Annotated in this window: 24 protein-coding genes; 4 read left to right on the top strand and 20 right to left on the bottom strand. The window is 36.0% G+C overall.

Annotation, left to right across the window (positions count from 1 at the left end):
• Positions 1-56: 56 nt before the first annotated feature.
• Positions 57-302, bottom strand: coding sequence for a hypothetical protein (locus INR75_RS00410; RefSeq protein WP_223090329.1), 246 nt, complete (start codon positions 300-302; stop codon positions 57-59).
• A 268-nt stretch (positions 303-570) separates the two neighbouring features.
• Between INR75_RS00410 and INR75_RS00405 the strand changes: the two genes are divergently transcribed.
• The gene (locus INR75_RS00405) at positions 571-1,926 is read left to right on the top strand and encodes an NAD(P)/FAD-dependent oxidoreductase (RefSeq protein WP_223090328.1); all 1,356 of its coding nucleotides are present in this window, start codon (positions 571-573) and stop codon (positions 1,924-1,926) included.
• Positions 1,927-2,027: 101 nt separating this feature from the next.
• Here the strand turns inward: INR75_RS00405 and INR75_RS00400 are convergent, their stop codons facing one another.
• From INR75_RS00400 to INR75_RS00380, 5 genes are all read right to left on the bottom strand, one after another.
• Complete coding sequence (locus tag INR75_RS00400) at positions 2,028-3,512, bottom strand: potassium/proton antiporter (protein WP_223090327.1); 1,485 nt, start codon at positions 3,510-3,512, stop codon at positions 2,028-2,030.
• Positions 3,513-3,648: 136 nt separating this feature from the next.
• The gene (gene msrA, locus INR75_RS00395; RefSeq protein WP_223090326.1) at positions 3,649-4,311 is read right to left on the bottom strand and encodes a peptide-methionine (S)-S-oxide reductase MsrA; all 663 of its coding nucleotides are present in this window, start codon (positions 4,309-4,311) and stop codon (positions 3,649-3,651) included.
• Positions 4,312-4,318: 7 nt separating this feature from the next.
• Positions 4,319-4,894, bottom strand: coding sequence for a hypothetical protein (locus INR75_RS00390; RefSeq protein ID WP_223090325.1), 576 nt, complete (start codon positions 4,892-4,894; stop codon positions 4,319-4,321).
• Between the two features lie 178 nt (positions 4,895-5,072).
• A complete protein-coding gene (locus tag INR75_RS00385; RefSeq protein ID WP_092542982.1) occupies positions 5,073-5,852 on the bottom strand; it encodes a zinc ribbon domain-containing protein in 780 nt (259 codons plus the stop codon).
• Positions 5,853-5,854: 2 nt separating this feature from the next.
• Positions 5,855-6,949 carry a Nif3-like dinuclear metal center hexameric protein gene (locus INR75_RS00380; protein WP_223090324.1) on the bottom strand — a complete coding sequence of 365 codons (1,095 nt, stop codon included), beginning with the start codon at positions 6,947-6,949 and terminating at the stop codon, positions 5,855-5,857.
• Between the two features lie 210 nt (positions 6,950-7,159).
• Between INR75_RS00380 and lpxK the strand changes: the two genes are divergently transcribed.
• Positions 7,160-8,161 carry a tetraacyldisaccharide 4'-kinase gene (gene lpxK / locus INR75_RS00375; protein ID WP_223090323.1) on the top strand — a complete coding sequence of 334 codons (1,002 nt, stop codon included), beginning with the start codon at positions 7,160-7,162 and terminating at the stop codon, positions 8,159-8,161.
• A 63-nt stretch (positions 8,162-8,224) separates the two neighbouring features.
• On the opposite strand, the gene INR75_RS00370 is transcribed toward lpxK, so the two are convergent.
• The 6 genes from INR75_RS00370 to INR75_RS00345 form a co-directional block, all read right to left on the bottom strand.
• Positions 8,225-10,456, bottom strand: coding sequence for an ATP-binding protein (locus tag INR75_RS00370; protein ID WP_223090322.1), 2,232 nt, complete (start codon positions 10,454-10,456; stop codon positions 8,225-8,227).
• 43 nt (positions 10,457-10,499) lie between these two features.
• Entirely contained in the window at positions 10,500-11,501 is a 1,002-nt protein-coding gene (gene gap / locus INR75_RS00365) for a type I glyceraldehyde-3-phosphate dehydrogenase (RefSeq protein ID WP_223090321.1), read from the bottom strand.
• Between the two features lie 4 nt (positions 11,502-11,505).
• Complete coding sequence (lipA, locus tag INR75_RS00360; RefSeq protein WP_092542972.1) at positions 11,506-12,384, bottom strand: lipoyl synthase; 879 nt, start codon at positions 12,382-12,384, stop codon at positions 11,506-11,508.
• Positions 12,385-12,460: 76 nt separating this feature from the next.
• Entirely contained in the window at positions 12,461-13,030 is a 570-nt protein-coding gene (locus INR75_RS00355) for an RNA polymerase sigma factor (RefSeq protein ID WP_223090320.1), read from the bottom strand.
• Positions 13,021-14,124 (bottom strand): glycosyltransferase, encoded by a 1,104-nt coding sequence (locus INR75_RS00350; RefSeq protein ID WP_223090319.1) that lies wholly within the window; start codon positions 14,122-14,124, stop codon positions 13,021-13,023. The genes INR75_RS00355 and INR75_RS00350 overlap by 10 nt, the downstream gene beginning before the upstream one ends.
• A 6-nt stretch (positions 14,125-14,130) precedes the next feature.
• Positions 14,131-14,334, bottom strand: coding sequence for a membrane or secreted protein (locus INR75_RS00345; RefSeq protein WP_223090318.1), 204 nt, complete (start codon positions 14,332-14,334; stop codon positions 14,131-14,133).
• Between the two features lie 132 nt (positions 14,335-14,466).
• Between INR75_RS00345 and INR75_RS00340 the strand changes: the two genes are divergently transcribed.
• On the top strand, positions 14,467-15,048 hold the full coding sequence (locus INR75_RS00340) for a fasciclin domain-containing protein (RefSeq protein ID WP_223090317.1): 582 nt from the start codon (positions 14,467-14,469) through the stop codon (positions 15,046-15,048).
• Here INR75_RS00340 and murB read toward each other — a convergent pair.
• The 3 genes from murB to INR75_RS00325 form a co-directional block, all read right to left on the bottom strand.
• On the bottom strand, positions 15,045-16,052 hold the full coding sequence (gene murB / locus INR75_RS00335) for a UDP-N-acetylmuramate dehydrogenase (RefSeq protein WP_223090316.1): 1,008 nt from the start codon (positions 16,050-16,052) through the stop codon (positions 15,045-15,047). The genes INR75_RS00340 and murB overlap by 4 nt on opposite strands.
• Positions 16,053-16,056: 4 nt before the next feature.
• The gene (locus tag INR75_RS00330) at positions 16,057-17,250 is read right to left on the bottom strand and encodes a pyridoxal phosphate-dependent aminotransferase (protein WP_223090315.1); all 1,194 of its coding nucleotides are present in this window, start codon (positions 17,248-17,250) and stop codon (positions 16,057-16,059) included.
• A gap of 163 nt (positions 17,251-17,413) precedes the next feature.
• Positions 17,414-17,830 (bottom strand): DUF1573 domain-containing protein, encoded by a 417-nt coding sequence (locus INR75_RS00325; protein WP_223090314.1) that lies wholly within the window; start codon positions 17,828-17,830, stop codon positions 17,414-17,416.
• 132 nt (positions 17,831-17,962) lie between these two features.
• Here INR75_RS00325 and INR75_RS00320 point away from each other — a divergent pair, with 132 nt between their 5' ends.
• Positions 17,963-20,593, top strand: a complete 2,631-nt coding sequence (locus INR75_RS00320; protein WP_223090313.1) for a valine--tRNA ligase — start codon at positions 17,963-17,965, stop codon at positions 20,591-20,593.
• Between the two features lie 355 nt (positions 20,594-20,948).
• On the opposite strand, the gene INR75_RS00315 is transcribed toward INR75_RS00320, so the two are convergent.
• The 5 genes from INR75_RS00315 to ftsH form a co-directional block, all read right to left on the bottom strand.
• On the bottom strand, positions 20,949-21,224 hold the full coding sequence (locus INR75_RS00315) for an acyl-CoA-binding protein (protein ID WP_092542952.1): 276 nt from the start codon (positions 21,222-21,224) through the stop codon (positions 20,949-20,951).
• A 15-nt stretch (positions 21,225-21,239) separates the two neighbouring features.
• Positions 21,240-21,890: a phosphatidylserine decarboxylase family protein gene (locus INR75_RS00310; RefSeq protein WP_223090312.1), complete on the bottom strand. Its 651-nt coding sequence runs from the start codon at positions 21,888-21,890 to the stop codon at positions 21,240-21,242.
• Positions 21,880-22,683 carry a phosphatidate cytidylyltransferase gene (locus INR75_RS00305; RefSeq protein ID WP_092542948.1) on the bottom strand — a complete coding sequence of 268 codons (804 nt, stop codon included), beginning with the start codon at positions 22,681-22,683 and terminating at the stop codon, positions 21,880-21,882. The genes INR75_RS00310 and INR75_RS00305 overlap by 11 nt, the downstream gene beginning before the upstream one ends.
• Positions 22,684-22,689: 6 nt before the next feature.
• Positions 22,690-23,304, bottom strand: a complete 615-nt coding sequence (locus INR75_RS00300; protein ID WP_223090311.1) for an LUD domain-containing protein — start codon at positions 23,302-23,304, stop codon at positions 22,690-22,692.
• A 99-nt stretch (positions 23,305-23,403) separates the two neighbouring features.
• Positions 23,404-25,443, bottom strand: a complete 2,040-nt coding sequence (gene ftsH, locus INR75_RS00295; RefSeq protein ID WP_223090310.1) for an ATP-dependent zinc metalloprotease FtsH — start codon at positions 25,441-25,443, stop codon at positions 23,404-23,406.
• Positions 25,444-25,467: the final 24 nt, after the last annotated feature.

The raw sequence follows: 25,467 nt of genomic DNA, 5'->3' as shown, positions 1-25,467 counted from the left end.
AAACTAACCTCAATTTACAACTCTGTTTTTATACCTGCTGTTAATGGATTTTTAAATTAATCCTGTAATTCCAGCTGGTTAATTTTCATTTCGTAAGCTTCGATGGCTTCGTTTACAGCGTCAATATTATCTGAAGATCGCTGGTGTGCATCTTCCATTGCTTTTTCTAATTCTTTATCAGGATGCTCAAATAAATCTGTGATTACATGATTTATTTTATCGATAATACTTTCCTGACTGTTTTTAATGTCTTCCAGCTTATTTAAAGTGGAACGCATATTATCAATTTTCTCTTGATCCATAATTCTTAAATTTTGAATTGAATTTAAAAGTAGTGGTTTGAATTCTTTAAAATCAATCAATTAACCAATTTTAGTAGGCTTTTAATGAAAGATTATGAATTGTTGTGTGAAAATAGAAATCTAAAATAATTCGAGTTTTATCGACAATGCAGTGCGAAATGTTGCATAAATGCTAAAGAATAAGGTCTTTCGCAAAATATCTGTATTTTTGTATTCTAAATTGTATTTGTTTTCCTTACAAAGCAGATCGCGTACTTCAAATTAATTCATGCAACAATCTAAGAATATTGCAATCGTTGGCTCGGGCCTGGTAGGATCTTTACTAGCGGTTTATTTAAGAAAAGCCGGACATCAGGTAACTATTTTTGATCGTAGGCCAGATGTTAGAAAAGTAGAATTTTCCGGTAGGTCAATTAACCTGGCAATGTCTAATCGTGGTTGGAGTGCATTACGAAGAATAGGATTAGAAGACGAAATTAGAAAACTGGCACTGCCTTTAGATAAGCGTGCTATGCACGTAAACGAGAAGCCACTTTATTTTCAGAAATACGGGAAAGAAGGCGAAGCGATCTATTCGATTTCCCGCGGAATTTTAAACCGAAAAATGATCGATCTTGCTGAAGAAGCTGGTGCGGTTTTTAAGTTCGAAGAGAAGGTTTGGGATATCGATCTAAAGCAAGCCACAATTTATACCGGTGATTCAGAAACTACACCTTGGACCGAATATAAATTCGATCTTATTTTTGGCGCAGATGGCGCTTTTTCTCGCGTAAGACATAAAATGCAACGACAAAGCAGGTTCAATTATTCGCAGCATTTTATCGATGTGGCTTATAAAGAACTTACGATTCCCGCAAACCCAGACGGTTCTCATAAATTAGATAATGCTTCTTTTCATATTTGGCCCCGTGGTAAGTTTATGCTTATTGCGATGCCTAATTTAGATGGAAGTTTTACCTGTACTTTGTTTATGCCTTTTGAAGGTGAAGTTTCTTTTGAAAGTATCAATACTGAAGCTAAAGCTGAAGCATTTTTCGAAAAGTACTTCCCAGATATTAAAGAAGATATAGCTAATTTAAAGAAAGACTTCTTTAAAAACCCTACAAGTGCCATGGTGACGATTAAATGTTTTCCTTGGCGTTATGATGATAAAGTGACCTTAATTGGAGATTCTGCTCATGCAATTGTACCGTTTTATGGACAGGGAATGAATGCAGGTTTCGAAGATATTTCGGTACTTTTTGATAAGATGGAAGCACATGGAGATGATTGGGATAAGATATTTTCTGAATATCAAATTGCCAGAAAACCTAACGGAGATGCTATTGCTGAATTAAGTTATAGGAACTTTATAGAAATGAGTAGCAAAACAGCGAATCCTATGTTTTTACTTCAGAAAAAAATAGAAAAGAAATTTGCTGAAAATCATCCTGAAGCCTGGGTGCCGTTATATTCACGAGTAACTTTTTCAGATCATTCTTATGCTGAAGCCTTAAAGATTGGCGATAAGCAGGAAAAGATCATGGCTGAGGTTTTACAAATGCCGGATATCGAATCTAATTGGGATAGTCCTGAAGTTGAAGAGCGTATTTTAGAATTACTTGGTGAAAAAGTAACAGTTTAATTTTATTGGCACCGCCAAAGGGTATAATACCCCGAGGCTTGCCTCGCAATTAAAAATTTGTTTCCAACGAATGCCTTGAGGGCTTGCCCCAAGGTAGTTTACTACTCGATTTCTTCCAGTTCTTCTTTAACTTCTAAAGCATCGTAAACCTGCGTCATTGTTCGTTCGTCTTCACTAAGAACGATCAAAATATCATTAGCTTCGATCGCTGTAGTTCCTTTTGGAGTTATAAATTGCTCGTTTCTGGAGATCATGGCAATAATTGCTTTTTTAGGAAAGCCGAGTTCTACAATTCGTTTTCCTACCGCATTATTATTTTCAGGAATAAGAATTTCCCGAATTATAGATTTTGCTCCATCAGATAAAAAAGTTTCTACCTGGCTTTTTGGTTTTACGCGTTCTGGTAAAGCAACATGTAACCATTTTGCTACTACAGATAAAGTTGTTCCCTGTATAATCATAGAGCTTAATGATACAAAAAAGACAATATTAAATATAAAGTTTGCTTTGTCTACACCGGCTAGCAGTGGATAAGTAGCGAACACAATAGGAACCGCACCACGTAATCCAACCCAGCTAACATACCATCGACGACGCATTTTCATTTTAAAGAATGATAAGCTCATAAATACTCCAAGTGGTCTTGCAACGAAAATTAGGAATATAGAAATGACTAATCCAATTCCTATTACAGGAACGATCTGGCTAGGATAAACAAGCAATCCAAGGGTAAGGAAAAGTACGATTTGCATTAACCAGGCAAGCCCATCAAACATTTGCATGATGGTTTTCTTTCGTATAAGGTTTTGGTTGCCTAAATAAACTCCGCTTAAGTACACCGCTAAAAAGCCGTTACCACCCATAAAGTTTGTGGCTGAAAATACAATGAACATCAGCGCGATTGCAAGTACAGGATATAATCCGTCGAAATCTAATTTAATTTTATTGATAACCACCTTGCAGAGTTTCCCAAAAATGAATCCCAACAATCCACCAATTAAGATCTGCTGAATGAAAAGCGGGATAATATTCCAAATACTTTGCTCTGGATTTAAAACCAGGCCTAGAAAAGCGATGGTGAGAAAGTATGCCATTGGGTCGTTACTACCACTTTCCAGCTCTAATGTTGGTCTTAAATGAGATTTTAATGCCAGGTTTTTAGATCTTAAAATAGAAAATACGGCAGCGGCATCTGTAGAGGAAACAATAGCACCAAGTAACAAGCCTTCGTAAATAGAAAAATCTGTTATCGCCCAAACAAAAGTTCCTACACCAAGAGCAGTAAATAGAACTCCGAATGTAGAAAGAGAAATTCCTTGCCAAACTACTGGCTTAATACTTTTCCAGTTGGTGTCTAATCCTCCTGAAAATAAAATGAAGTTTAAAGATGCAATTCCGATAAACTGAGCGATCTCTGGATCGTTAAAATAAATACCACCAATACCTTCACTACCAGCTAGAATCCCTACAGAAAGAAATAAAACCAGCGTTGGTACACCAAATCGATAAGAGGTTTTACCAGCAAGAATACTAATAAAGAGTAGGAGAGAACCTACTAAAAGAATGTTCTCTATAGTGATGCTCATTAGGGGCTACAATTTTTTTACTAAAATACACTTTTAGTCAATAATCGATATTGAAATGATCTAATGCTTCGGCCAAAATCAAAAAAAAGAACCCGAAATCATCGAATTTCGGGTTCTACTCAAATTAATATAAATTTTAATGAGCGTTTTCTTTTAGCAGCTCTGGAAATTTTTTCTTGAATCGATTAATTCTTGGGATCGATACACTTTGAATGTATGGATTTTCAGGATGATACTTCTCATAATCCTGGTGATAATCTTCGGCTACCCAAAATTTCTGAAATGGCAAAACTTCAGCAGCGATTGGGCTATTGTAGTTCTTAGCAACTTCAGCTTTTACCTTTTCGATAGTCTTTTTTTGTGCTTCATTTTGATAAAAAACGATCGATCTGTATTGCGAACCACGATCTGGTCCTTGTCCGTTTACCTGTGTAGGATTTTGCGAACCAAAATAAACCTGCACCAAAGTTTCAAAACTTACCACCTCTGGATCGTAAATAACTTCTACACTTTCAGCATGGCCTGTTCTTCCGGTATTACTTTGTTCGTAAGTTGGATTTTTAGTGTGACCACCAGAGTAGCCAGAGATTGCTTCATCTACTCCTTTTACACTTTCGTAAACAGCTTCAACACACCAAAAGCATCCACTGGCAAAGTAAGCTTTTTTAAATCCATTTTCTGCAGGAACTTCAACAGGTTCAGCATTTGCGATTTCAGGTTTTGTGGCTGGATTGTTTTGGGCATTATTTCCGCAGGCAAAAAGAACTAGGCAAACGGCAGTTAAAATAAATGATCTCATTTTTTAATTAGCTTTTTGTAAAGTTTCCTTCTAATGTTTTCTTTCCAAAGATCGCATAATCTGTTGCCAGTTGTCCATCGATCTTAAAACCTAACCAATCAAGTTTTAGGCCAGTTTTTGTAGGTTCTAGGCTGGCAATAGGTTCGTCTTTAGAAAAATCTTCCCATGGCAGATCTTCGTTGGTATTTTTTGAAGACGGACTCACATAAAAGGCATCGTAACCGCTGGCTGTTTTCTCGAACCTAACATTAATATACATACGGTCTGGCTGAAGACAAAACTCTGAATTTCCCGTTAGGCTAACTTCTACACAGTAGCAATTGCAGGCTCCATCCATTTCACCTTGCTTGGTGTATCTTCCTGAGATTTCCCCGGCAGCGCTATTGGTTTTAGAAGTATCTACAGGTTCTTCAAGATTATCGATATTATCATAACGATTAATGTCGCTTTCTTGATCTACTTCTCGTTCGTTGCTTTCAACCTCAACTTCAGGATCTGAAGAATTTTCAGAGGTTTCTTTATTTTCATTTCTACAGGCAAAAGCAAGTAAAGCGAATACGATTATAACAGTTTTCTTTATCATAATTTTTTGTGTTAGTTGCTTAGTAAAGTTAAGTTTTTAAGCTCGCTTTATTGTGAAATCCTTGTTAATCAATATTCTTGCTTTTTTTGATGATTAAGTTAAGACATAAAAAAACTGCTTAGAAATATCGAATATCTCTAAGCAGTTTTTAATATGATTAAATCAAATTTTTAAGCTATTACATGCTTTGGAAAAGTTGATCCATTTTTTCTTTTTCTTCTTTTGCAAGATCTTCATCTACAAGAATACGACCACTGTGCTCGTCTGTAATGATCTTTTTTCTTCCGGCAATTTCCATAATTACCTGTGGAGGAATCGTAAAGTAAGAACCACCTGAAGCACCACGTTCTACAGGCACAATAGCTAAACCATTTTTTACATTGGTACGAATACGTTTGTAAGCTTTTACTAAACGTGCATCGATCTCATTCTCGTATTGCTCTGATCTGTCGATAAGCGCCTGCTCTTCTTTTTCGGTCTCTGCAAGGATCGCATCAAGTTCTCCTTTTTTGTGCTCTAAGTGAGCTTGGCGATCTTTAAGACGCTCTTGGGTTTGCTCGATCACTTGTTTCTTTTGCTCGATCTGAGCTTTGTATTCTTTGATGTGCTTTTCAGCAAGTTCGATCTCTAATTCCTGGTATTCAACTTCTTTTGTTAAAGCGTTGAATTCACGGTTATTACGAACATTTTTTTGCTGCTCAGAATATTTTTTGATGGTCGTCTTAGACTCGTCGATAAGATTTTTCTTATTCTTAATATCGTTGTTGATTACTTCGATATCACCATCTAATTTTTGTAAACGTTTATTCAATCCGGCTACTTCATCTTCTAAATCCTGTACCTCTAAAGGAAGTTCGCCTCTCACGTTTCGAATTTCATCAATTCTGGAATCTACCAACTGAAGATCGTATAAAGCTCTTAACTTCTCTTCTACAGTAAGATCATTTTTCTTTGCCATACTTAAATATACTTGATAGGATTGCTATTTGTCTCTGCTAAAATAAGTGCAAAATTACTAAATTTTTTCGTTAAAAAAGAATATAGTAAATTTTTTGTAAACTGTTCGCTTTCATAGTGTCCAATATCGGCTAACACTATATTTTGCTCGGCTTTATAGAAGTCGTGGTATTTTAAATCTGCAGTAATATACATATCTGCACTTGCTTTTTTCGCATTTTCGATCGCAAAAGCGCCACTTCCACCTAAAACTGCAACTTTTTTTATCGGTTTTTCAAGTAATGCTGAATGCCGTACACAGCCTGTTTTAAAAGTCGATTTTATAAATTCCAGAAAGCTTTTTTCATCCTGTGGTTCTTCCAGTTCACCGATCATGCCCATCCCAAGATGCTGATTTGTATTTTCCAGGCTCGTAATTTCATATGCAACTTCTTCGTATGGATGTGAACTAAATAGTGCATTTAAAATGTTGCCCTCTACATGAGCCGGGAAAGTGATGCCAATCTGAGTTTCTTCCTCAAAATGAATATTTCCTCGTTCTCCTATTACAGGATTAGATGCTTCATTTCCTTTAAAACTTCCCTGTCCGTTTACGTTAAAGCTGCAATTATCGTAGTTTCCAATACTGCCGCCACCTGCATCAAAGATCGCTTTTCGAACTTTTTCAGCATCATTTTTAGGAACAAAGGTGAGCAGTTTTTTAATACTGTTCTTCTTCGGAATCAATATTTGGCGATTTACGAGTCCTATTTTCTCACAAATCATATCATTTACGCCTTTATGCTGATTGTCTAATGCGGTATGAATTGCATAAATAGCAATATCATTTTTTATCGCTTTAAGAACTACGCGCTCTACATAATTTTTGCCCGTAATTTTTTTAAGCCCAGAGAATATAATGGGATGAAAACTAATAATAAGATTACAATTTTTGGCAATCGCCTCATCTACCGTAGCTTCAAGTGTATCTAAAGTGATAAGTGCTCCGGTAACTTCAGCATTTTTATCACCTATCAAAAGTCCTACATTATCGAAGTCTTCGGCATAATTTAGTGGAGCAAATGCTTCAATTTCTTTTATGATATCCTGAATAATCATATTTTTAAATTTTAAATGCCTTTACCAAGGTCTTTTTGTTAATTCAGTAATTAATGGGTTCTTTTTAAATAATGTATTAATTTTCAAAAAGCATCCAAAACCTATAACTAACAAATGATAGTAAGCTGATCTGATGCATTTAATCGATCAGTTAAATAATCAAATTGCGAAAAATTAGATGTCAAAGATAAATATTATAGCCCGCCCTGTATGAATTTACTACGAAAATTCCTTTTTCCGTTTGCCTTTTTATATGGAATAATTGTATGGTTTAGAAATAAATTTTTTGACGCCGGAATTTTAAAAAGTTCCAGCTATGATTTTCCGGTGATCTGTGTTGGGAATCTTAGTGCTGGCGGAACGGGTAAATCTCCAATGATCGAATATTTACTGCGGAAGTTAAACTATGAAAATATCGCTGTTTTAAGCAGAGGCTATAAAAGATCTACTGAAGGTTTTTTAATGCTGAAAGGAACTGAAGAGGCCATTGAAACGGGTGACGAACCTTTGCAATTTAAAACTAAATTCCCAAACGCGATGGTGGCTGTAGATGCCGATCGTAGAAATGGAATTGCCGAATTAAGAAAGCAACATGCTGAAATTGTACTTTTAGATGACGCTTTTCAGCATAGAAAAGTAAAGGCAGGATTTAATATTTTACTCACTGCTTATGGCGATCTGTATTCTAATGATTTTTTATTGCCTACCGGAAATCTGCGTGAAACATATTCTGGTGCCGATAGGGCACAGGTGATCATCGTCACAAAATGTCCTGCGAATATTACATTAAAAGAGCGTGAGCATATAAGATTTAAGCTTCAGATTAAACAATATCAAGATCTATATTTTTCTACCATAAAATACGCAAATACGATCTTTAGTGAAAATGTAGATATTTCTTTAAAAGATATCAAAGAGAACGTAACAGTAGTGACCGGGATCGCCAAGCCAGAACCTTTTATTGATTATCTAAAGGCTGAAAATATACATTTTGAGCATCAAAAATTTCCAGATCATCACAATTTCACTGCAAGCGAGATCGAAATATTAAATAGTAAAAATAGTATCCTTACGACCGAGAAAGATTATATGCGTTTAAAGGATAAGATTAGTGTTCCGCTTTATTATTTACCTATTGAAACCGATTTTGTAGAAAATGAATCACATTTTTTAAACCGGGTAAATAAATTTATAGTAGAACATCAAAAATAAAAAAAGCGGCCTATCAGACGGCCGCTTTTTTATGAATTGTAAGTCATGTTGATTCTGTAAGAATTAAGCTTTAGCTTCTTGTTTTGCTAGGTATTTATTGATTTTGGTAAAAAACTCTTCCGTTTTATATGGTTTCGGGATAATATCATTGAAACCATTTAGATAAAATTCATCCAGATTTTCATCTAAAGTAACCGCTGTCAAAGCGATAATAGGGATTTCAGTATCAAATTTTCTAATTTCCTTGGTTGCATCAATACCACTAATTCCTGGCATGTGAATATCCATTAAAATTAGGTTGAAATTTCCTTCTTTCACCATTTCAATTGCGGTGGTACCGTTATCGGCAACTTTACAAATAGCTTTATTTTTCTCGATGATCTTCTTAGTGATCATTTGATTGATCTTATTATCTTCTACTACAAGAATTTCTTTGTCTTCAAGATAATCCTCGTTCTTAACCGGTAGTTTCTGCTTAGTTTCTGCTGGTTTCGAAGCTGATTCTACGATAATAAAATTAAGGTCGAAAGAAAATTTAGAACCTTTTCCTAAGTCACTTTCAAGGCTAATTTCGCTACCCATTAGGGTAAGCAGGTTTTTCACTATAGAAAGTCCTAAACCTGTACCACCAAATTTACGGTTGATTTGTGTCGAACCTTGAGTGAAATTCTCGAATATTGCCTTTTGCTTTTCTTTCGAAATTCCCTCACCGTTATCTTTAATTTCAAAATGAAGGGAAACTTCGTCTTTAACCTGTTCGATTAATTCAACTTTTATCCAAATGTCTCCATCTTCAGTAAATTTGATCGAATTCCCGATAAGATTGATCAAAATCTGAGATAATTTTAGTGGATCTCCTTTTAATTTCTTCGGAATATTTTTCCCAAAATCGAAGTGAATATCAATGTTTTTATCGTCTGCAGAATTTTTAAGCGCTACTAAAACATCTGAAATTCTTTTTTTAAGATCGAATGAAGATTTTACGATCTCTACTTTATTAGCTTCAAGTTTATTAAGATCCAGGATGTTATTGATCAAACTCAATAAATATTCCCCTGAAAATTTTAAAGAATTCAGGTGTTCTTTTTGATTGGGAGTTGGATTTTCTTCCAATAACAAATGCGTTAGTCCGGTAACGGCATAAAGCGGTGTCCTAAGTTCGTGAGTGATCGTACTCAAAAACTGTGCTTTGGCAGTTGTGGCACGCTCAGCATTTTCTTTTGCCAATGTAAGTTCACGATTTTTCTTTTGAAGCAATCCGTTTGCTCTAGCTCTTAAATTGTTATTCTTATAAAGTGATAGCGTAAGCAAGGATAAGATCGTGATTAAGGCTACACTTAAAATGGTGGTGAGTTTATTCACTTTTAAAGAACGCTCGTTTTCTTCTCTTTGAGCAGCAAGTTCCTTTATTTCGCTTTTTAAGGCATCGTTGCCATATTTACTGTAAAGATCTTTAGCAAGTGCTTTTTTATTAATATCAAAAAGTCGGTCTCGCTCTGTATTCGCCAATTTCAGGTAACTTAAAGCCTCTTCAGTATTTCCCTGGACTTCGTAAATTTGGCTAAGAATATTGTAAGAGCTCATTACCATGCCAATAAACTTCTTTTGCTGAGCAATTCCTAAAGCAATATTTGCATATTTAATGGCTTCAGGATAATTTTCTCGTCGAAGTTCTGTTCGGGCTAAATAGTAATGAAGTCTAGCATATTCGTATGGATTAGAAAGTGAATCCAGATCTTGTTTCGCTTTCATTAAATGCTGAAAAGCTTTATCTGGAGATTCGTCTAAATTCAGGAAAATAATAGCGCGCTGTAAATTCAGCAGAGAAAGGTATTGATCTAGATCTTTATTATTTGATTTCTTATAATGGCTTTCAGATAGATTAAGGTAATCCATCGCTCGTTGCCGTTCCTTCTGGGAAATTAGGATCTTAGAAAAGCTAAGGTAGCTGTAGGCAAGGCCTTTTTCGTCTAATATCTCACGCTGTATAGCAATCGCTCTGTTTATAGCCGTAGTGGCATCACTATAGTTGTGTTGTATATAATTAAGTTTAGAGGAGATACTGCTGGCTAAGGCAATGTTCCTCTTATGGTTAATATCCTGTGCTAGTTCTAATGATCGGTTAAGTTCATCTGTTGCTTTGTCAAATTCGTACCTGTTTACAGAAAGTTCTGCACTCTTTAAAAGGCTATCAATTTGACGGGTAATTTTTTCTCTATTCTGGTTTTGGGCGCTAGTTGAAAAAATTAAAAAGCAAGTAAAAAGCAGGAAATACGTAAGCTTTAACTTATTCATTTTACAGCTAAAAGGCTAAAAATTGCTGCTAAAGATACTTAAATTAATAGAAAGTAGAAATTAAATCTATCAACCTGCTTGAATATCCAACTTCGTTATCGTACCAGCCTATAAGTTTTATTAATTTTCCGTCGATTACTGAAGTCATTTCTGCATCAAAAACGCAAGAATGAGGGTTCCCAGAGATATCTTTAGAAACTATTGGGTCTTCTGTATAGCTTAAAATTCCGCGTAAACTTGTTTCTGAAGCGATCTTAAAAATTTCATTTACTTCTTTTATTGAAGTAGATTTTGAGACATTAATTGTCATATCGGTTAAAGAACCGTTAGGAACCGGTACTCTAATTCCGCAGCCACCAATCACATCACTTAGCTCTGGAAATATCGAAGTCAGCGCTTTTGCAGCGCCGGTTGTTGTAGGAATTATCGACTGTGTTGCCGCTCTGCTTCGTCGAAGATCTCGATGTGGCTGGTCGTGCAAACTTTGGTCTGATGTAAAAGAATGTACGGTGGTAATATAAGCTTGTTCTACGGCAAAATTTTCGTGAATAAGCTTTAGCATTGGTGCCGCATTATTTGTAGTGCAGCTAGCGTTGGAAATAATATCTTCATTGCCATCTAAAATATGCTCGTTCACACCAAGAACCACCATTTTTATGCTTTCGTCTTGCGGCGGAACAGATAAGATCACTTTTTTTACAGTCTCTCCTAAATGTTTTTCCAGTTCTGGACGGGTTTTAAATTTTCCGGTAGCTTCAACTACTACATCAGTTTCAGAAGAAGTCCAATCGATTTTAGAAGGGTGATTTTGGTTAAAAACGGTGGTAGTTTTTCCGTTAACCACAAGCTTGTTTTCTTCAGCAGAAATATCAGCATTAAAAATTCCGTGGATGCTATCGTATTTTAATAAATGCGCCAGTGTTTTTGAATCGGCGAGGTCGTTGATAGCGACCACATTTATTTGAGGATGGTCAATAAGCAATCTGAACAAATTTCGACCAATGCGGCCAAAACCGTTTATTCCAAGATTAATGATTTCAGGCATTTTCTTAGTTAATGTGCTTTTGCGCTTTATAAGAAGATCTTACCAGAGCACTACTTTCCACATGTCTAAATCCAAGATCTAAACCTATAGCTTCGTACTTTTTAAATTGATCTGGAGTGATAAATTGCTTAACCGGTAAATGGCGTTTACTTGGTTGTAAATACTGCCCAATAGTGACCACATCTACGTTAGCGTCTTTAAGATCGTGAAGTGTTTGGATCACTTCTTCTTCAGTTTCGCCAAGACCAAGCATAATTCCCGATTTTGTACGATTTATGCCCTGTTCTTTTAAATAGCGCAAGACTTCTAAAGAGCGATCGTATTTTGCCTGGATTCTTACCTCTCGCGTTAATCTGCGAACCGTTTCCATGTTATGAGAAACAACTTCTGGAGCTACCTCTACGATACGATCTATATTTCTGGTATTTCCCTGAAAATCTGGGATAAGTGTTTCTAAAGTGGTTTCAGGATTCATTCGGCGAATAGCTTTTACCGTTTCTGCCCAAATGATCGATCCCATATCTTTTAAATCATCACGGTCTACACTTGTAACTACCGCGTGCTTAATTTTCATTAATTTAATAGATCGTGCTACTTTCTCTGGCTCGTCCCAATCTACCGTTTCTGGTCTACCAGTTTTTACACCACAAAATCCGCAGGAACGCGTACAAATATTACCTAATATCATAAAAGTTGCGGTTCCTTCGCTCCAGCATTCTCCCATGTTTGGGCAACTTCCCGAAGTACAGATCGTATGTAGATCGTATTTGTCTACAAGACTACGTAATTCGGTATATTTTTTACCTGTAGGAAGCTTAACTCTAAGCCATTTCGGTTTTCCTTTAGGTGTTGTTTTTGTAGGTGTAAGTGTTTCTGTACTCATAGCAAAAATCTCTTGTTCAAAGATACAATATTCTATCTAATTGCATAATTAGACGCAGGTAGTTTAAAAACCTTAATTAGCTTTTACGATCTTCGATAATTTCTGAAAGTAATTTTTTGGCTCTTAGTAATTTAACCTTTACATTATTCATAGGTTCTCCTAATGCTTCTGAAATTTCTTTATAGGATTTCTCTTGAAAAAACCGAAGGTTTAAAACTTCCTGGTAATGTGGCTTTAGTTTTTTGATATCCTGAAGCAATTGCGCCAAATTTTGTTCAGTAATAAGTTTGTCTTCTATAGAAGGTGTTTCGTCGACGATCGTATTTACTTTATCGCTCGCTTCAGAAATAGTATTTATGCGTAACTGGCTGTTTTTCTTCCGAAGAATATCTACATGAATATTTTTAGAAATGGCAATTAACCAGGTGCTAAAAGAATAATTTTCATCGAAAGTTTCTAATCGTTTAAAAGCTTTCGAGAAGGTTTGGATCGTAATATCTTCAGCTTCATATTCATTTTGTGTCTTTTTAAGCTGAAAACCATAAACATCGTTCCAAAACTTATCGAGCAAATAGTTGAAAGCCGACTGACTTCCTTTTTTCGCCTCCTGAATTTTTTGTAATAATAACTCCTGATTTATTTCCAATGTGAGGGTTTTGAAAAAATGTTGGCTATAAATATACCTAATTGTGATAGGATTAGGAAAGGTTCGAGAATGGGAAATAACCAAATAACGTCTTTTTCGTCTAGTTTTTTGGCCGACTGAAAATACACGATTCCTTCAATAATTAAAGTTAGTGCTAAAACACCTAAAGAGAATGGCCAGTATATTTTAAAGCTCAGTAAAATAATCAATAAGATCCAAAACAATAATCTGCTCGTGTAAAATAGACCTAGCAAAAGTTTATGTTTCGATTTATAGAATTTAGCCACAGAGGCATGTCGTCTTTTTTGTCTAAACCATTTAGAAATGCTGGTTTTTGGGACACTTCTGGTAATACTTTCGTTATGATCGCAAAGCACTACATTTTTATTGGTCGCTGCTTCGTTTACAAAAAGATCATCATCACCAGATCTAATTTGTAGGTGAGAGGCAAAGCCATTCAGTTTGTAAAACTGGCCAGAAGTATAAGCTAAATTTCTGCCTACGCCCATATAAGGGTTACCAAGTTTAGCGTACGAAAAATACTGAATAGCGGTTAAAAGCGTTTCAAAACGAATTAACTTATTAATGAATGATTTTTTATATTGAAAGTATCCACCATATCCTAAAACGATAGTTTTTTCTTCTGAAAATCCTGAAGCCATATGGCGTAACCAATGAATCGATTGAGGGGCACAATCTGCATCAGTAAAAACTAAGTGTTCGTTTTGGGCTTTTTTGATGCCTAGCGTAAGTGCGTATTTTTTGTTCGCCCAAAAGGCTTCGTTATTTTCAACATTTACGATCTTTATCCTGGGATCGATCTGTTGAAATTCTTCAATAATATCTAAAGTATGATCTGCAGAAGCGTCGTTAATTACAATTACCTCGAAATCTGGATAATCCTGCTCTAAGATCGAAGGCAGGAAGTTTTGTAGGTTTTCAGCTTCATTTTTAGCACAAACAATTACCGAAACAGGAAATGTTACCGGTTTAGCTTCAGAAGATCTGGAGCCAGAAAAGCTAAAAAAAGCTATAAAATAACTAATGTTTATTGCCGCAAATAGAAGAAAAAGGGCAATTAGAACTGTCGCCATTCAGCATTAATTGGTCTGTTGCTTTGGATTTTTACACTTTTCGTCTGGCGCTTTTCCGCAGAAACTGCAAGGCTCACCTTCTTTATTTAAAAAAGGGCTCTGGCTGGCGCAGGTTCCTGCAAACTCACCATCTTTCTTTCCCCATATTTTAATTGCAATACCCGCAAAGGCCAATCCTAATAAAACCGCTGTTATGATAAATAGTTCCATAATTAAATCTTGTGATGCAAAAATACGAATTATTCGCTCGTTTTTAAAATAAGTCGCAGGTTTAGTAATTGCTTTACATTCTTTAACGAAGTTTTACCGTAATGAGATTTTAAGTGGCTGTATTTTAGAAGTATGAAACAGGTAATATTAGTTTTTGCCGCTCTTTTTTTATGGACTTCTTGCGATAATTTAAAAGAAAAACAGCGGCAAAATATAATCGACGAGTTGAAATTAGAAGATAGTTTGGTTGATATTAGCAACACAAAGCGAATGAAAGCAATAACCGAGTCTAGAAGTATTGCTATTATTGCTGCAGAAGATATTGAGCTTTCTAATTTTAATCATATTCTTCAAAATGGAGATTTGGCCGCGACTTTATTGAAAGGCCGTGGGCCGTACACTGTATTTGCTCCGGAAGATGAAGCTTTTAAAAATATAAATTATGCTGAATTCAACGAAAATGAGTCTGCAGGATTCTCTAAATTATTTATGCTGAATCGTGCTTTGCCTTACGGAAAATTAAAGGCTGAAATTATTGAAAATCAGCATCAATTATTAGTAGAAAACATGGAAGGCTCCAGGTTAAAGTTTGTAGAAAAAGATGGTGAAATTTATATAAAATCGGCTGCTGGAGAATGGCTGAAATTGGCTAAACCCGCCAAAGCTTCAAACGGATTTCTATATAAAATAAACGGAATTGTAGGGCGGAATTAAATAATATTCACTTCAGGTTCCAGGTCGATCCCGAATTTCTCTTTTACAACTTCCCTAACTTTTATAGAGAGCATCAAAATGTCGTTTCCGCTGGCATTGCCATAATTCACTAAAACTAAAGCCTGTTTTTTGTGTACTCCGGCATCGCCATCGCGATACCCTTTTAATCCCGACTGGTCGATAAGCCACCCGGCAGGAACTTTAACTTCAGTTTCGCTAATTGGATAGCTAGGTATTTCAGGAAAATGCTCTTGTAAGTTTTTAAAAACTTTCGCAGAAATAACAGGATTTTTAAAAAAGCTTCCAGAATTACCAATTTCGGCAGGATTGGGTAATTTACTTTCCCTGATTTTGATCACCGCATTCGAAATATCTTTGATCGTTGGGTTTTCTAAAGCTTCCAGTTCAGTTCTGATGGCACCATAATCCATCTTAAGCTGGTGGTTTTTAGAACTCAGTTTAAAGTTTACACTGGTGATGATATATTGGCCTTTCAGCTTGTTTTTAAAAACCGAATTTCGATATCCAAAATCACAATCTTCCAGCGGAAAAGTCCGGCTTTCCAGTGTTTGAATATTTATGGCTTCGCAAGAGACAAAACTGTCTTTAAGTTCTACGCCATAAGCGCCAATATTCTGAATAGGAGAGGTGCCTACATTTCCTGGGATTAGGGAAAGATTTTCCAGGCCGCCAAAATTTTGCTCTAGCGTCCATAAAACAAACTCATGCCAGTTTTCGCCGGCATGAGCTTTTATAATTACATAATCATTTTTTTCTTCTACAACTTCTTTTCCTTTTAGGTCGATTTGAAGCACTGTTTTGTGAATATCTCCGGTTAAGAGCATATTGCTGCCACCGCCCAGGATAAAAAGTTCTTCAGCATAGGTTTTCCTTAAAATCTTCTTTAGATCCTCGATTTCTTTGATTTTGATGAATTTACTTGCTCTTACATCAATACCAAAGGTGTTGTAGGGCTTTAAAGAAACATTGTGGATTACCTTCATGATCTTATTTGCTGGTGTATTCTTTAATCGCTACTTCTAGAATTTGTAGTGCGCGTTCAAGATTTTCTCTCTTAAGAACGTAAGCAATTCGTACCTGATTTAATCCTGTGTTAGGTGTAGAATAAAAACCTGCTGCTGGGGCGACCATTACTGTTTCACCCTCGTATTCAAAATCTTCTAATAGCCATTGTGCAAAATCATCTGCACTTTCTATAGGAAGTTCTGCAATACAATAAAAAGCACCTTTTGGTTTAGCTACGTTAACGCCTTCGATCTTTTCCAGGCCTTCAACAAGAATGTTTCTTCTTAAGGTATATTCTTCGTTTACTTCTTCAAAATATTCCTGTGGAGTATCTAAAGCAGCTTCACTGGCAATTTGTGCTAAAGTTGGCGGGCTAAGTCTTGCCTGTGCAAACTTCATTGCAGTAGTGATCACTTCTTTATTTTTAGAAACTAAACATCCAATACGAGCACCGCACATACTAAAACGCTTAGAAACCGAGTCTACCATAATGGCATTATTCGCTAATTCTGGAATACTCATAATACTATTATGTTTTACTCCGTCGTAAGTGAATTCACGATACACCTCATCGGCCACTACAAAAAGATCGTGCTTTAAAGCAAGATCGGCGATTTGTTGTACTTCTTCTTTGGTGTAAAGATATCCTGTTGGATTTCCCGGATTACAAAGAAGGATCGCTTTTGTACTTTCTGTAATTAATTTCTCGAATTCTGAAATTGGAGGTAATGCAAAATTGTTTTCTATTGAAGATTCAATAGGGACAATTGTTACTCCGCTAGAAGTTGCAAAACCATTGTAATTTGCATAAAACGGTTCAGGAATAATTACTTCATCTCCGGGATCGGTAATAGTTCCCATTGCGAATAAAAGTGCTTCAGAGCCACCAGTGGTTACAATGATTTCTTCCGCAGAAACATGAATGTCGTTTCTCTCGTAATATTTAGCCAGTTTTTCTCGATAGCTTGCAAACCCTGCAGAGTGGCTATAAGATAAAACTTCGATGCTATTATCCTTTACAGCCTGCATGGCAACATCTGGAGTTTTTATATCTGGCTGGCCAATATTTAACTGGTATATCTTTTTACCTTTTTTCGCTGCAGCTTCTGCAAACGGAACTAATTTCCTTATCGGAGATTCGGGCATGCTAAGCCCTTTTTTAGAAATTGAAGGCATTCTTTTACGTTTTATGTTTGGTGCAAAAATGCAAAATTAAAGTAAGAATGTTGGGAAGCTTTTATTGAAATTTAAATAGATAATCTATATTGAATATTTTAGAAAAATCTTCAAATAAAAAAACTCCCAAAAGTTGGGAGTTTTAATCTATAGGTATCGTAAATTACTTGGTGTCGGTATCGCCATCATCGGTTTTGGTGGCTTCAGCATCTATAACCCTACCTTTAATTTTTAAAGCTTTAGTGGGTTCTTCAGCATTAGAATATACTGTTACCGTTTTTCTTATTGGGCCAACACGTCTTGTATCGTATTTTACTTCGATCTTTCCAGATTCTCCTGGTTTTACCGGGCCGTCTGGTTTTTTAGGAATCGTACAGCCGCAGCTCGAAGTTACATTAGTGATCACCAAATCGATGTCACCAGTATTTGTAAATTCGAACACACGAACGCCGTCGCTTCCTTTTTTAATTTCACCGTAGTCTAAAGTTTCAGACTTAAATTCCATTTTTGCGGCTTTCTGCGCGATGGCAGAGTTGAAGCCTACAAAAGCCAAAATGGCGATTAATGCTAGTTTTTTCATAATTCAATAATTTTCGGAAAAGTAAAGATACGCTGAATTGCTACAGATTCAAAAATTATATTCAATTCAACTTCTTTTAAATTCCTTCACTTATAATTACTTTTGCCTTTATTTTCAAAAACTAGACCAATTATGGCAATCGCTTCACAATACAGCGCAAATAAAGTAGAAGATAAATGGTATAAATACTGGATGGATAATAAATACTTCCATTCTGAGGTCGACGAAAGAGAACCTTATACCATTGTTATCCCACCACCAAACGTAACAGGAGTCCTGCATATGGGGCATATGCTGAATAATACTATTCAGGATGTATTGGTGAGAAGAGCTCGTTTAAAAGGATTTAATGCGTGCTGGGTGCCGGGTACAGATCATGCTTCTATCGCTACTGAAGCTAAGGTTGTAGCAAAACTTAAAAGCGAGGGAATTAATAAAAATGATCTTTCTCGTGAGGAATTTTTGGAACACGCCTGGGAATGGACGCATAAGCATGGTGGGATTATCCTGGATCAGCTTAAAAAATTAGGAGCTTCATGTGATTGGGATCGTACAAAGTTTACGATGGACGACAATATGTCTGCGTCTGTGATCAAAGTTTTTGTAGATCTGTATGAAAAAGGTTTGGTTTATCGTGGATTTAGAATGGTAAACTGGGATCCAGAAGCTAAAACCACACTTTCTGACGAAGAGGTGATCTATCAGGAAAAACAAGGTCATTTATATTATCTTAATTATAAGATCGAAGGAAGTGATGATGTGGTAACTATCGCTACAACACGTCCTGAAACGATTCTTGGAGATACTGCGATTTGTATTAATCCTAACGACGAGCGGTTTACGCATCTTAAAGGTAAAAAAGCGATCGTGCCAATTTGTGGTCGAGTAATCCCTATTATTGAAGATGAATATGTAGATCTGGAATTTGGTACAGGTTGCTTAAAAGTTACTCCGGCGCACGACGAGAATGATAAAATGTTAGGAGATAAGCACAACCTTGAAATCATCGATATTTTTAATGATGATGCAACGCTTAATGACTTCGGAATGCATTATGCCGGAAAAGATCGTTTTGCAGTAAGAAAAGAAATTGTAGCTGAATTAAAAGAATCTGGAGTTTTAGTTAAAACTGAAGAGCATACCAATAAAGTAGGAACCAGTGAACGTACTGGTGCGGTTATCGAGCCAAAACTAAGCGACCAATGGTTCTTAAAGATGAAAGACCTGGCGCAACCGGCCATCGATGCGGTAGTTGGAGACGATATTAATTTAGTGCCAGAAAAGTTTTTAAGTACATACCGCCACTGGATGGAAAATGTACGTGATTGGAACATTTCTCGTCAGCTTTGGTGGGGACACCAGATTCCGGCATATTATTATGGAGATGGAACTAATGATTTTGTAGTTGCAGAATCGCTTGAAGATGCAGTTATAAAAGCACAGGAGAAAACGGGGAATTCGGCATTAACTGCTGAAGATCTTACTCAGGATAAAGATGCTTTAGATACCTGGTTCTCTTCCTGGTTATGGCCAATGAGTGTTTTCAACGGAGTTTTAGAACCAGAGAATGAAGAAATAAAATATTATTACCCAACTAATGATCTAGTAACTGCACCAGAGATTTTATTCTTCTGGGTAGCAAGAATGATCATTGCAGGTTACGAATATCGAGGTGAGCGACCATTCAAAAATGTGTACCTAACCGGAATTGTGCGTGATAAGCAACGTCGTAAGATGTCGAAATCTTTAGGGAATTCACCAGATCCACTTGGATTGATCGATCAATACGGTGCAGATGGTGTACGTGTTGGGATGTTGCTAAGTTCTCCTGCTGGGAACGATCTTATGTTTGATGAGGATCTTTGTAAGCAAGGTAGTGCTTTTGCGAATAAAATATGGAATGCCTTCCGTTTGGTGATGGGATGGGAAGTTTCAGAAGAAATTGAGCAGCCAGAAACATCGAAAATTGCGATCGATTGGTATAAGGCGAAATTCCAGAAGAGTCTGGCTGAAATTGAAGATCATTATTCTAAGTATAGAATTAGTGATGCGTTGATGGGAACTTATAAGTTAATCTGGGACGATTACTGTAGCTGGTTTTTAGAAATGGTAAAGCCGGCTTACGGGCAACCAATTGATAAGAAAACATTCGATGCGGTAATCGCAATTTTAGAAGATAATTTAAGGATTCTTCATCCGTTTATACCTTTTGTTACTGAAGAGATTTGGCAAACCATTAGTAATAGAACGCCAGAAGAAGCTTTAATCGTAGAAAAATGGCCAGAGCAGGTTTCTTATGATGAAAATATCATTAATGAATTTGTTTTTGCTTCCGAAGTAATTTCCGGAGTAAGAAAGATTAGAAAAGACAAGAATATTGCATTTAAGAACGAGATCGATCTTAAAGTTCAGAATAACGATAATGTTTCAGACTCGTTTGATAAAGTGATCACCAAAATGGGGAATATCGCCAATCTGGAATATGTGAACGAGCAGGTTGAAGGCGCTCTTTCTTTTCGTGTGAAATCTAATGATTATTTTATTCCTGTTGGTGGTGCAATTGATGTAGAAGCTGAAATTGCTAAGCTGGAAGAAGAATTGAAATATACTGAAGGTTTCTTAAATTCAGTAAATAAAAAGCTTTCTAACGAACGTTTTGTGAACAATGCGCCAGAGAAAGTTGTAGCAATTGAAAAGGCCAAACAAGCTGATGCTGAAGCTAAAATTGAAGCTTTAAAAGCAAGCTTAGCGAGTTTGAAATAGAATATATAGATCATGAATGAATTAAGCCTCACGATTTAGTGGGGCTTTTTTTATTGGCGCCGCCAAATGGTGTAATACCCCCAGAGGCTTGCCTCGAAATTAAAAATTTATTTCCAGCGAATGTTTCACGGGCTTGCCCGACGTTTTTTATTTGACTTTTTTGAGAATATAGATCGCTGAAGGTCTATAATCAGGAAGATGGATTAGAGAATATATGTGATAATTTAACTGCTGAAATGTAGAAGCTAAAAACTAGTAAAGAATTCATGTGAAATTAGGTCTATAATTGTAGAGCGACTATTTCTTAGATCATGATTTAAAATCTTAAGAGCTCTAGCTTTTTCAAAACTTAAAGCTATTCAGGGACTTTGCCGATATGTTCTTCGACAAGCTCGATGTATCTTTCTTCTGCCTCTTGTTTACTAAGATTTTTAACCTGTACAAGAGCGTTCACTTTAAAAGCGCTGCGTAGATCTCCGCTGTTGGTTGGTGGAATGTAAAATCCGTTTTGCTCTGTAGCTCTTTTGTAATACGAATAGAAGTGGAGCAATACATCTGGAGGAAATTTCTTATCGGTATTGCTGGCCATTTCGTAGGCTTTTAAAAAGCGTTCCCTGGTCTTTTCAGGCATAACTAAAAAATAAAATTAAACTTCAGCAATAACGGTTATTCCGCCTTTTACTTTTTCATTTAATGAAACTTTAACCGGAGTGCCTATAGGTAAGAACACATCTACACGAGATCCAAATTTAATGAATCCACTATCGCTACCTTGTACTACTTCTTTACCTTCTTCAGCATAATTAACAATTCGCTTTGCTAATGCTCCTGCTATTTGACGATAAAGTATGGGACCTGTTACAGCATTTTCTACAACAACGGTAGTTCTTTCGTTTTCTTCACTCGATTTTGGATGCCAGGCAACCAAAAATTTTCCTGGGTGGTATTTACTGTATTTTACGATTCCGCCAATTGGATGTCTGGTAACATGTACGTTTAGTGGAGACATAAAAATACTAATCTGTAATTTTTTTTCCTGAAAATATTCTTTTTCGAAAACTTCTTCAATAGCGACTACTTTACCATCTACCGGCGCCACTACATGATCATCGTTTAAAGAAGTGCGTCTGTTCGGGTTTCTAAAAAACTGAACGATAAGGATGAAAAATACTATAGAGGCCAAAAGGATGGCAAATTTTATCCAATATTGATTTATTAATGAATAAGAACCAATATTTATTACCAGCAGTGTTACTGCTGTAATGGCCATTATTTTGTATCCTTCTTTATGAAACATAATTTAAAAGGTATAAGTAAGCATAGATAAAAGGGGCAGCAAAAATAATACTATCTAGTCTATCAAACAAGCCTCCGTGGCCAGGCATTAATTTTCCGCTGTCTTTTACGCCAGCCTGTCGCTTAAATTTTGATTGAATAAGATCACCTAAAGTCCCAAAAATACTAATGAAAATAGCTAATCCTATCCAGTCTTTATAACTTAAAAAGTCTGTGTATATTGAAATAAAATAACTCACGATTGCGGTGAAAATAATTCCGCCAATAAAGCCTTCAATCGTTTTATTAGGTGAGATTCTTTCAAATAATTTACGCTTTCCAAAGTTCTTACCAATAATATAAGCAAAAGTATCGTTTGTCCAAATTAATCCAAAAATTCCTACAACCAACTTAGGTTTAAACTCACCCTCGATCGTTGGTATCAAGGTTAGGAAGATCACTGAAGAAATTAGGTAGAATATGATAATGATGTATTTCTTCTTCTCGAAAACCGGAATCTTGCGAATAACCAGAAGATCCTTTACTAAAAAGAGATTTACAAAAATGGTAACAGCTAAAAGAAGCAGCGTTGCATTTTGATCGAATTTTAGAATACTAAAAAGATAGAATAGTAGAGCTTGTACTACGTATAATGCATAACTTTTTAAGTGTAAAAGTTTTTGCATTTCGATAAGACAAATAAGCCCGAGCACGTAAAATAGACCAATAAAAATTAGTTCTGAAGAAAGGATGGATGCTACTAACATAGAAATATAAAGTAGCCCTGATACGGTTCTAATAATCGCTTCCCTCATAAAATATTAAAGATCTTCCAGAAGAAGTAAGTATAAATTTTTGCTACTGCTACCGTAGCTCATAAAATCACTTTCTTTCTGTGGTTCAAAGTTTTTAATGGTCGTAATGTTTGAGGGAATACGTTGTTTGTTCTTAAATTTGATGCCTCTTAAGCCTTCCCCAATGCTGTCTATAAGCTGACTTGTTGATGATAGAATGATGAAATCTGATGGTAACTCTCTTAGCTTTCTTTCTTTAATTTGATTGCTCGAAATTAAAATAGAGCCGTCGTTTGCAACTAGATATTCACAGGTTGAAAGAAAAAACGGAGCGCCTGCCGATAAATTAAAATCTAGGTTGAAACTATCGAATTTGCTCTTTAGGTTTTCATCAAAGCAGCAACATTGCTTTTCATACCAGTCGTTTTCTAATAAAATATTATCGAAAGCTTCCTGTATTTCTTCTTCGTCCTCGCAATATAAAAACTTGCCACCGTTATTTTTAAAATTGAGCATAAAACGCTCGTCTGTAGGAAGCTTCACTTCAGGCATATACTTCCCACGGTCAGCATTCTCAGGAATTTCCTGGTTTTTGTCTGACTTATTTTTTTTAGGGTTTAAGAATCTCCTAAATAGATTCATATAGTTTTGGGTGTGGTTCTAAATATCATTTTAACCAAAGGTAAAAAATCTTAATTTAACGCTTAGGTAAATTAAGATTTTTTAGCATTAGTCCAAATTTTATTTGTCTAGCGAAGTAGTTCCTTTGATGTCTTCACTTTCAGCTTCTTTTGGTGCGCTACTAGAATTTGATGCAGAAGGAGCAGATTCTTCGCTCTCTCTTATTTCATGTCCTTCTTTTTTCGCGAAGGGACGCTCACCAAAAATGTTTTGCAGATCATCTTTAAAGATTACTTCCTTGTCTAATAATATCTCAGCAAGTTGTGTAAGTTTATCTTTATTATCAGTAAGAAGATCTACAGCTCTTTGGTATTGGCTTTCAATTAGGTTTGAAATCTCTTTATCTATAAGCTCTGAAGTTTTTTCACTATATGGTTTTGTGAAATTATATTCACTTTGTCCCGAAGAATCGTAATAGGTAAGGTTTCCTACTTTATCGTTAAGTCCGTATATAGTTACCATAGCTTTAGCCTGCTTGGTTACTTTTTCTAAGTCACTTAAAGCCCCAGTCGAAATCTTATCAAAAATCACTTTTTCCGCAGCACGACCACCAAGAGCAGCACACATTTCATCGAGCATTTGTTCTGGGCGAACGATTAAGCGTTCTTCAGGTAAATACCATGCAGCACCAAGTGATTGTCCACGAGGTACAATTGTAACTTTAACTAATGGAGCAGCATGCTCTAACATCCAGCTTACTGTTGCGTGGCCAGCTTCGTGAAAAGCAATCGCTTTTTTCTCGTCTGGAGTGATGATCTTGTTTTTCTTTTCAAGACCTCCAACAATACGATCTACTGCATCCAAGAAATCCTGTTTGCCAACAGCTTTATTTCCTTTTCTTGCTGCGATAAGCGCTGCTTCGTTACAAACATTGGCAATATCTGCCCCAGAGAATCCGGGAGTTTGTTTTGCTAGAAATTCAGTATCAAGTTCATCTGCAACTTTTTTAAGTGGCTTTAGGTGAACTTCAAAAATCTCGCGTCTTTCGTTAAGGTCTGGAAGATCTACATAGATCTGTCTATCAAAACGACCGGCACGCATTAGAGCTTTATCAAGAACATCGGCACGGTTAGTAGCCGCTATTACAATTACATTAGTATTAGTGCCAAAACCATCCATTTCTGTCAATAACTGGTTTAACGTATTTTCTCTCTCATCGTTAGAGCCAGAGAAGTTACTTTTTCCACGAGCACGTCCAATAGCATCGATTTCATCAATAAAGATGATAGATGGCGATTTTTCTTTCGCTTGTTTAAACAAGTCTCTAACTCTGGATGCACCAACTCCTACGAACATTTCTACGAAATCTGATCCAGAAAGTGAGAAGAAAGGTACTTTAGCTTCACCGGCAACAGCTTTAGCTAATAATGTTTTACCAGTTCCCGGAGGTCCTACAAGTAAAGCTCCTTTAGGTATCTTACCACCCAGGCTGGTATATTTCTCAGGTTGTTTTAGAAAATCTACGATTTCCTGAACTTCTTCTTTCGCTCCTTCAAGACCGGCAACATTTTTAAAAGAAGTCTTTACATCTGTATTTTGATCAAATAATTTAGCCTTGGATTTACCAATATTGAAAATTTGTCCGCCTGCGCCACCGGCACCACCAGAACTCATTTTACGCATAATGAAGATCCAGATCCCAATGATAAGAACAAATGGTAAAAGTGTAATTAATATTTCTCCTAAGTAATTGTTATCTTGATCGAAGCTAAGTTTCGCATTTACATTGTTCTTATTTTGAATCTTCTCAATATCTTCCTCAAATTTATCTAAACTCCCAATTTGAAAACTATAATCTGCAGTGGCACCTGTATTTAAAAAATCAGAATCACCACTTTTTTTGTGGATAGCTTTTTCTTTGGCCTCGTCGGTGAGATAAACTTTAGCGATAGTTTTGTTTATAACAACTGTTTTCTGAATATCTCCTTCAGAAAGGTAATCCATATACTGCTGAGGAGTGATTTTTGATGGTTCTCCAAATCCACTACCACCAAAAAAGTTGATTCCTAAAAATATTAGTATGATGATCGCATATATCCAGTATGCACTAAATTTAGGTTTTTTAGGATCTAATTTTTTATTTGATTGCTTTTTCGCCATTCTTGGTCTTTCTTTCTTCTAAGT

This window comes from Zunongwangia sp. SCSIO 43204 (assembly GCF_019904275.1).
Taxonomy (GTDB): domain Bacteria; phylum Bacteroidota; class Bacteroidia; order Flavobacteriales; family Flavobacteriaceae; genus Zunongwangia; species Zunongwangia mangrovi.
The sequence above is the reverse complement of the archived record's forward strand: the minus strand, read 5'-3'. Positions and strand labels throughout refer to the sequence as shown.

Bases quoted from the DNA above. Each gene is read 5' to 3' on its own strand.
- murB (WP_223090316.1), bottom strand. From the start codon at position 16,052: ATGAAGGTAATCCACAATGTTTCTTTAAAGCCCTACAACACCTTTGGT.
- INR75_RS00315 (WP_092542952.1), bottom strand. From the start codon at position 21,224: ATGCCTGAAAAGACCAGGGAACGCTTTTTAAAAGCCTACGAAATGGCC.
- INR75_RS00300 (WP_223090311.1), bottom strand. From the start codon at position 23,304: ATGAATCTATTTAGGAGATTCTTAAACCCTAAAAAAAATAAGTCAGAC.
- msrA (WP_223090326.1), bottom strand. From the start codon at position 4,311: ATGAGATCATTTATTTTAACTGCCGTTTGCCTAGTTCTTTTTGCCTGC.
- lpxK (WP_223090323.1), top strand. From the start codon at position 7,160: ATGAATTTACTACGAAAATTCCTTTTTCCGTTTGCCTTTTTATATGGA.
- INR75_RS00385 (WP_092542982.1), bottom strand. From the start codon at position 5,852: ATGGCAAAGAAAAATGATCTTACTGTAGAAGAGAAGTTAAGAGCTTTA.
- INR75_RS00310 (WP_223090312.1), bottom strand. From the start codon at position 21,890: ATGTTTCATAAAGAAGGATACAAAATAATGGCCATTACAGCAGTAACA.
- INR75_RS00405 (WP_223090328.1), top strand. From the start codon at position 571: ATGCAACAATCTAAGAATATTGCAATCGTTGGCTCGGGCCTGGTAGGA.
- INR75_RS00370 (WP_223090322.1), bottom strand. From the start codon at position 10,456: ATGAATAAGTTAAAGCTTACGTATTTCCTGCTTTTTACTTGCTTTTTA.
- INR75_RS00305 (WP_092542948.1), bottom strand. From the start codon at position 22,683: ATGAGGGAAGCGATTATTAGAACCGTATCAGGGCTACTTTATATTTCT.
- INR75_RS00380 (WP_223090324.1), bottom strand. From the start codon at position 6,949: ATGATTATTCAGGATATCATAAAAGAAATTGAAGCATTTGCTCCACTA.
- INR75_RS00320 (WP_223090313.1), top strand. From the start codon at position 17,963: ATGGCAATCGCTTCACAATACAGCGCAAATAAAGTAGAAGATAAATGG.
- INR75_RS00410 (WP_223090329.1), bottom strand. From the start codon at position 302: ATGGATCAAGAGAAAATTGATAATATGCGTTCCACTTTAAATAAGCTG.
- gap (WP_223090321.1), bottom strand. From the start codon at position 11,501: ATGCCTGAAATCATTAATCTTGGAATAAACGGTTTTGGCCGCATTGGT.
- INR75_RS00325 (WP_223090314.1), bottom strand. From the start codon at position 17,830: ATGAAAAAACTAGCATTAATCGCCATTTTGGCTTTTGTAGGCTTCAAC.
- INR75_RS00345 (WP_223090318.1), bottom strand. From the start codon at position 14,334: ATGGAACTATTTATCATAACAGCGGTTTTATTAGGATTGGCCTTTGCG.
- INR75_RS00400 (WP_223090327.1), bottom strand. From the start codon at position 3,512: ATGAGCATCACTATAGAGAACATTCTTTTAGTAGGTTCTCTCCTACTC.
- lipA (WP_092542972.1), bottom strand. From the start codon at position 12,384: ATGAGTACAGAAACACTTACACCTACAAAAACAACACCTAAAGGAAAA.
- INR75_RS00390 (WP_223090325.1), bottom strand. From the start codon at position 4,894: ATGATAAAGAAAACTGTTATAATCGTATTCGCTTTACTTGCTTTTGCC.
- ftsH (WP_223090310.1), bottom strand. From the start codon at position 25,443: ATGGCGAAAAAGCAATCAAATAAAAAATTAGATCCTAAAAAACCTAAA.
- INR75_RS00350 (WP_223090319.1), bottom strand. From the start codon at position 14,124: ATGGCGACAGTTCTAATTGCCCTTTTTCTTCTATTTGCGGCAATAAAC.
- INR75_RS00330 (WP_223090315.1), bottom strand. From the start codon at position 17,250: ATGCCTTCAATTTCTAAAAAAGGGCTTAGCATGCCCGAATCTCCGATA.
- INR75_RS00340 (WP_223090317.1), top strand. From the start codon at position 14,467: ATGAAACAGGTAATATTAGTTTTTGCCGCTCTTTTTTTATGGACTTCT.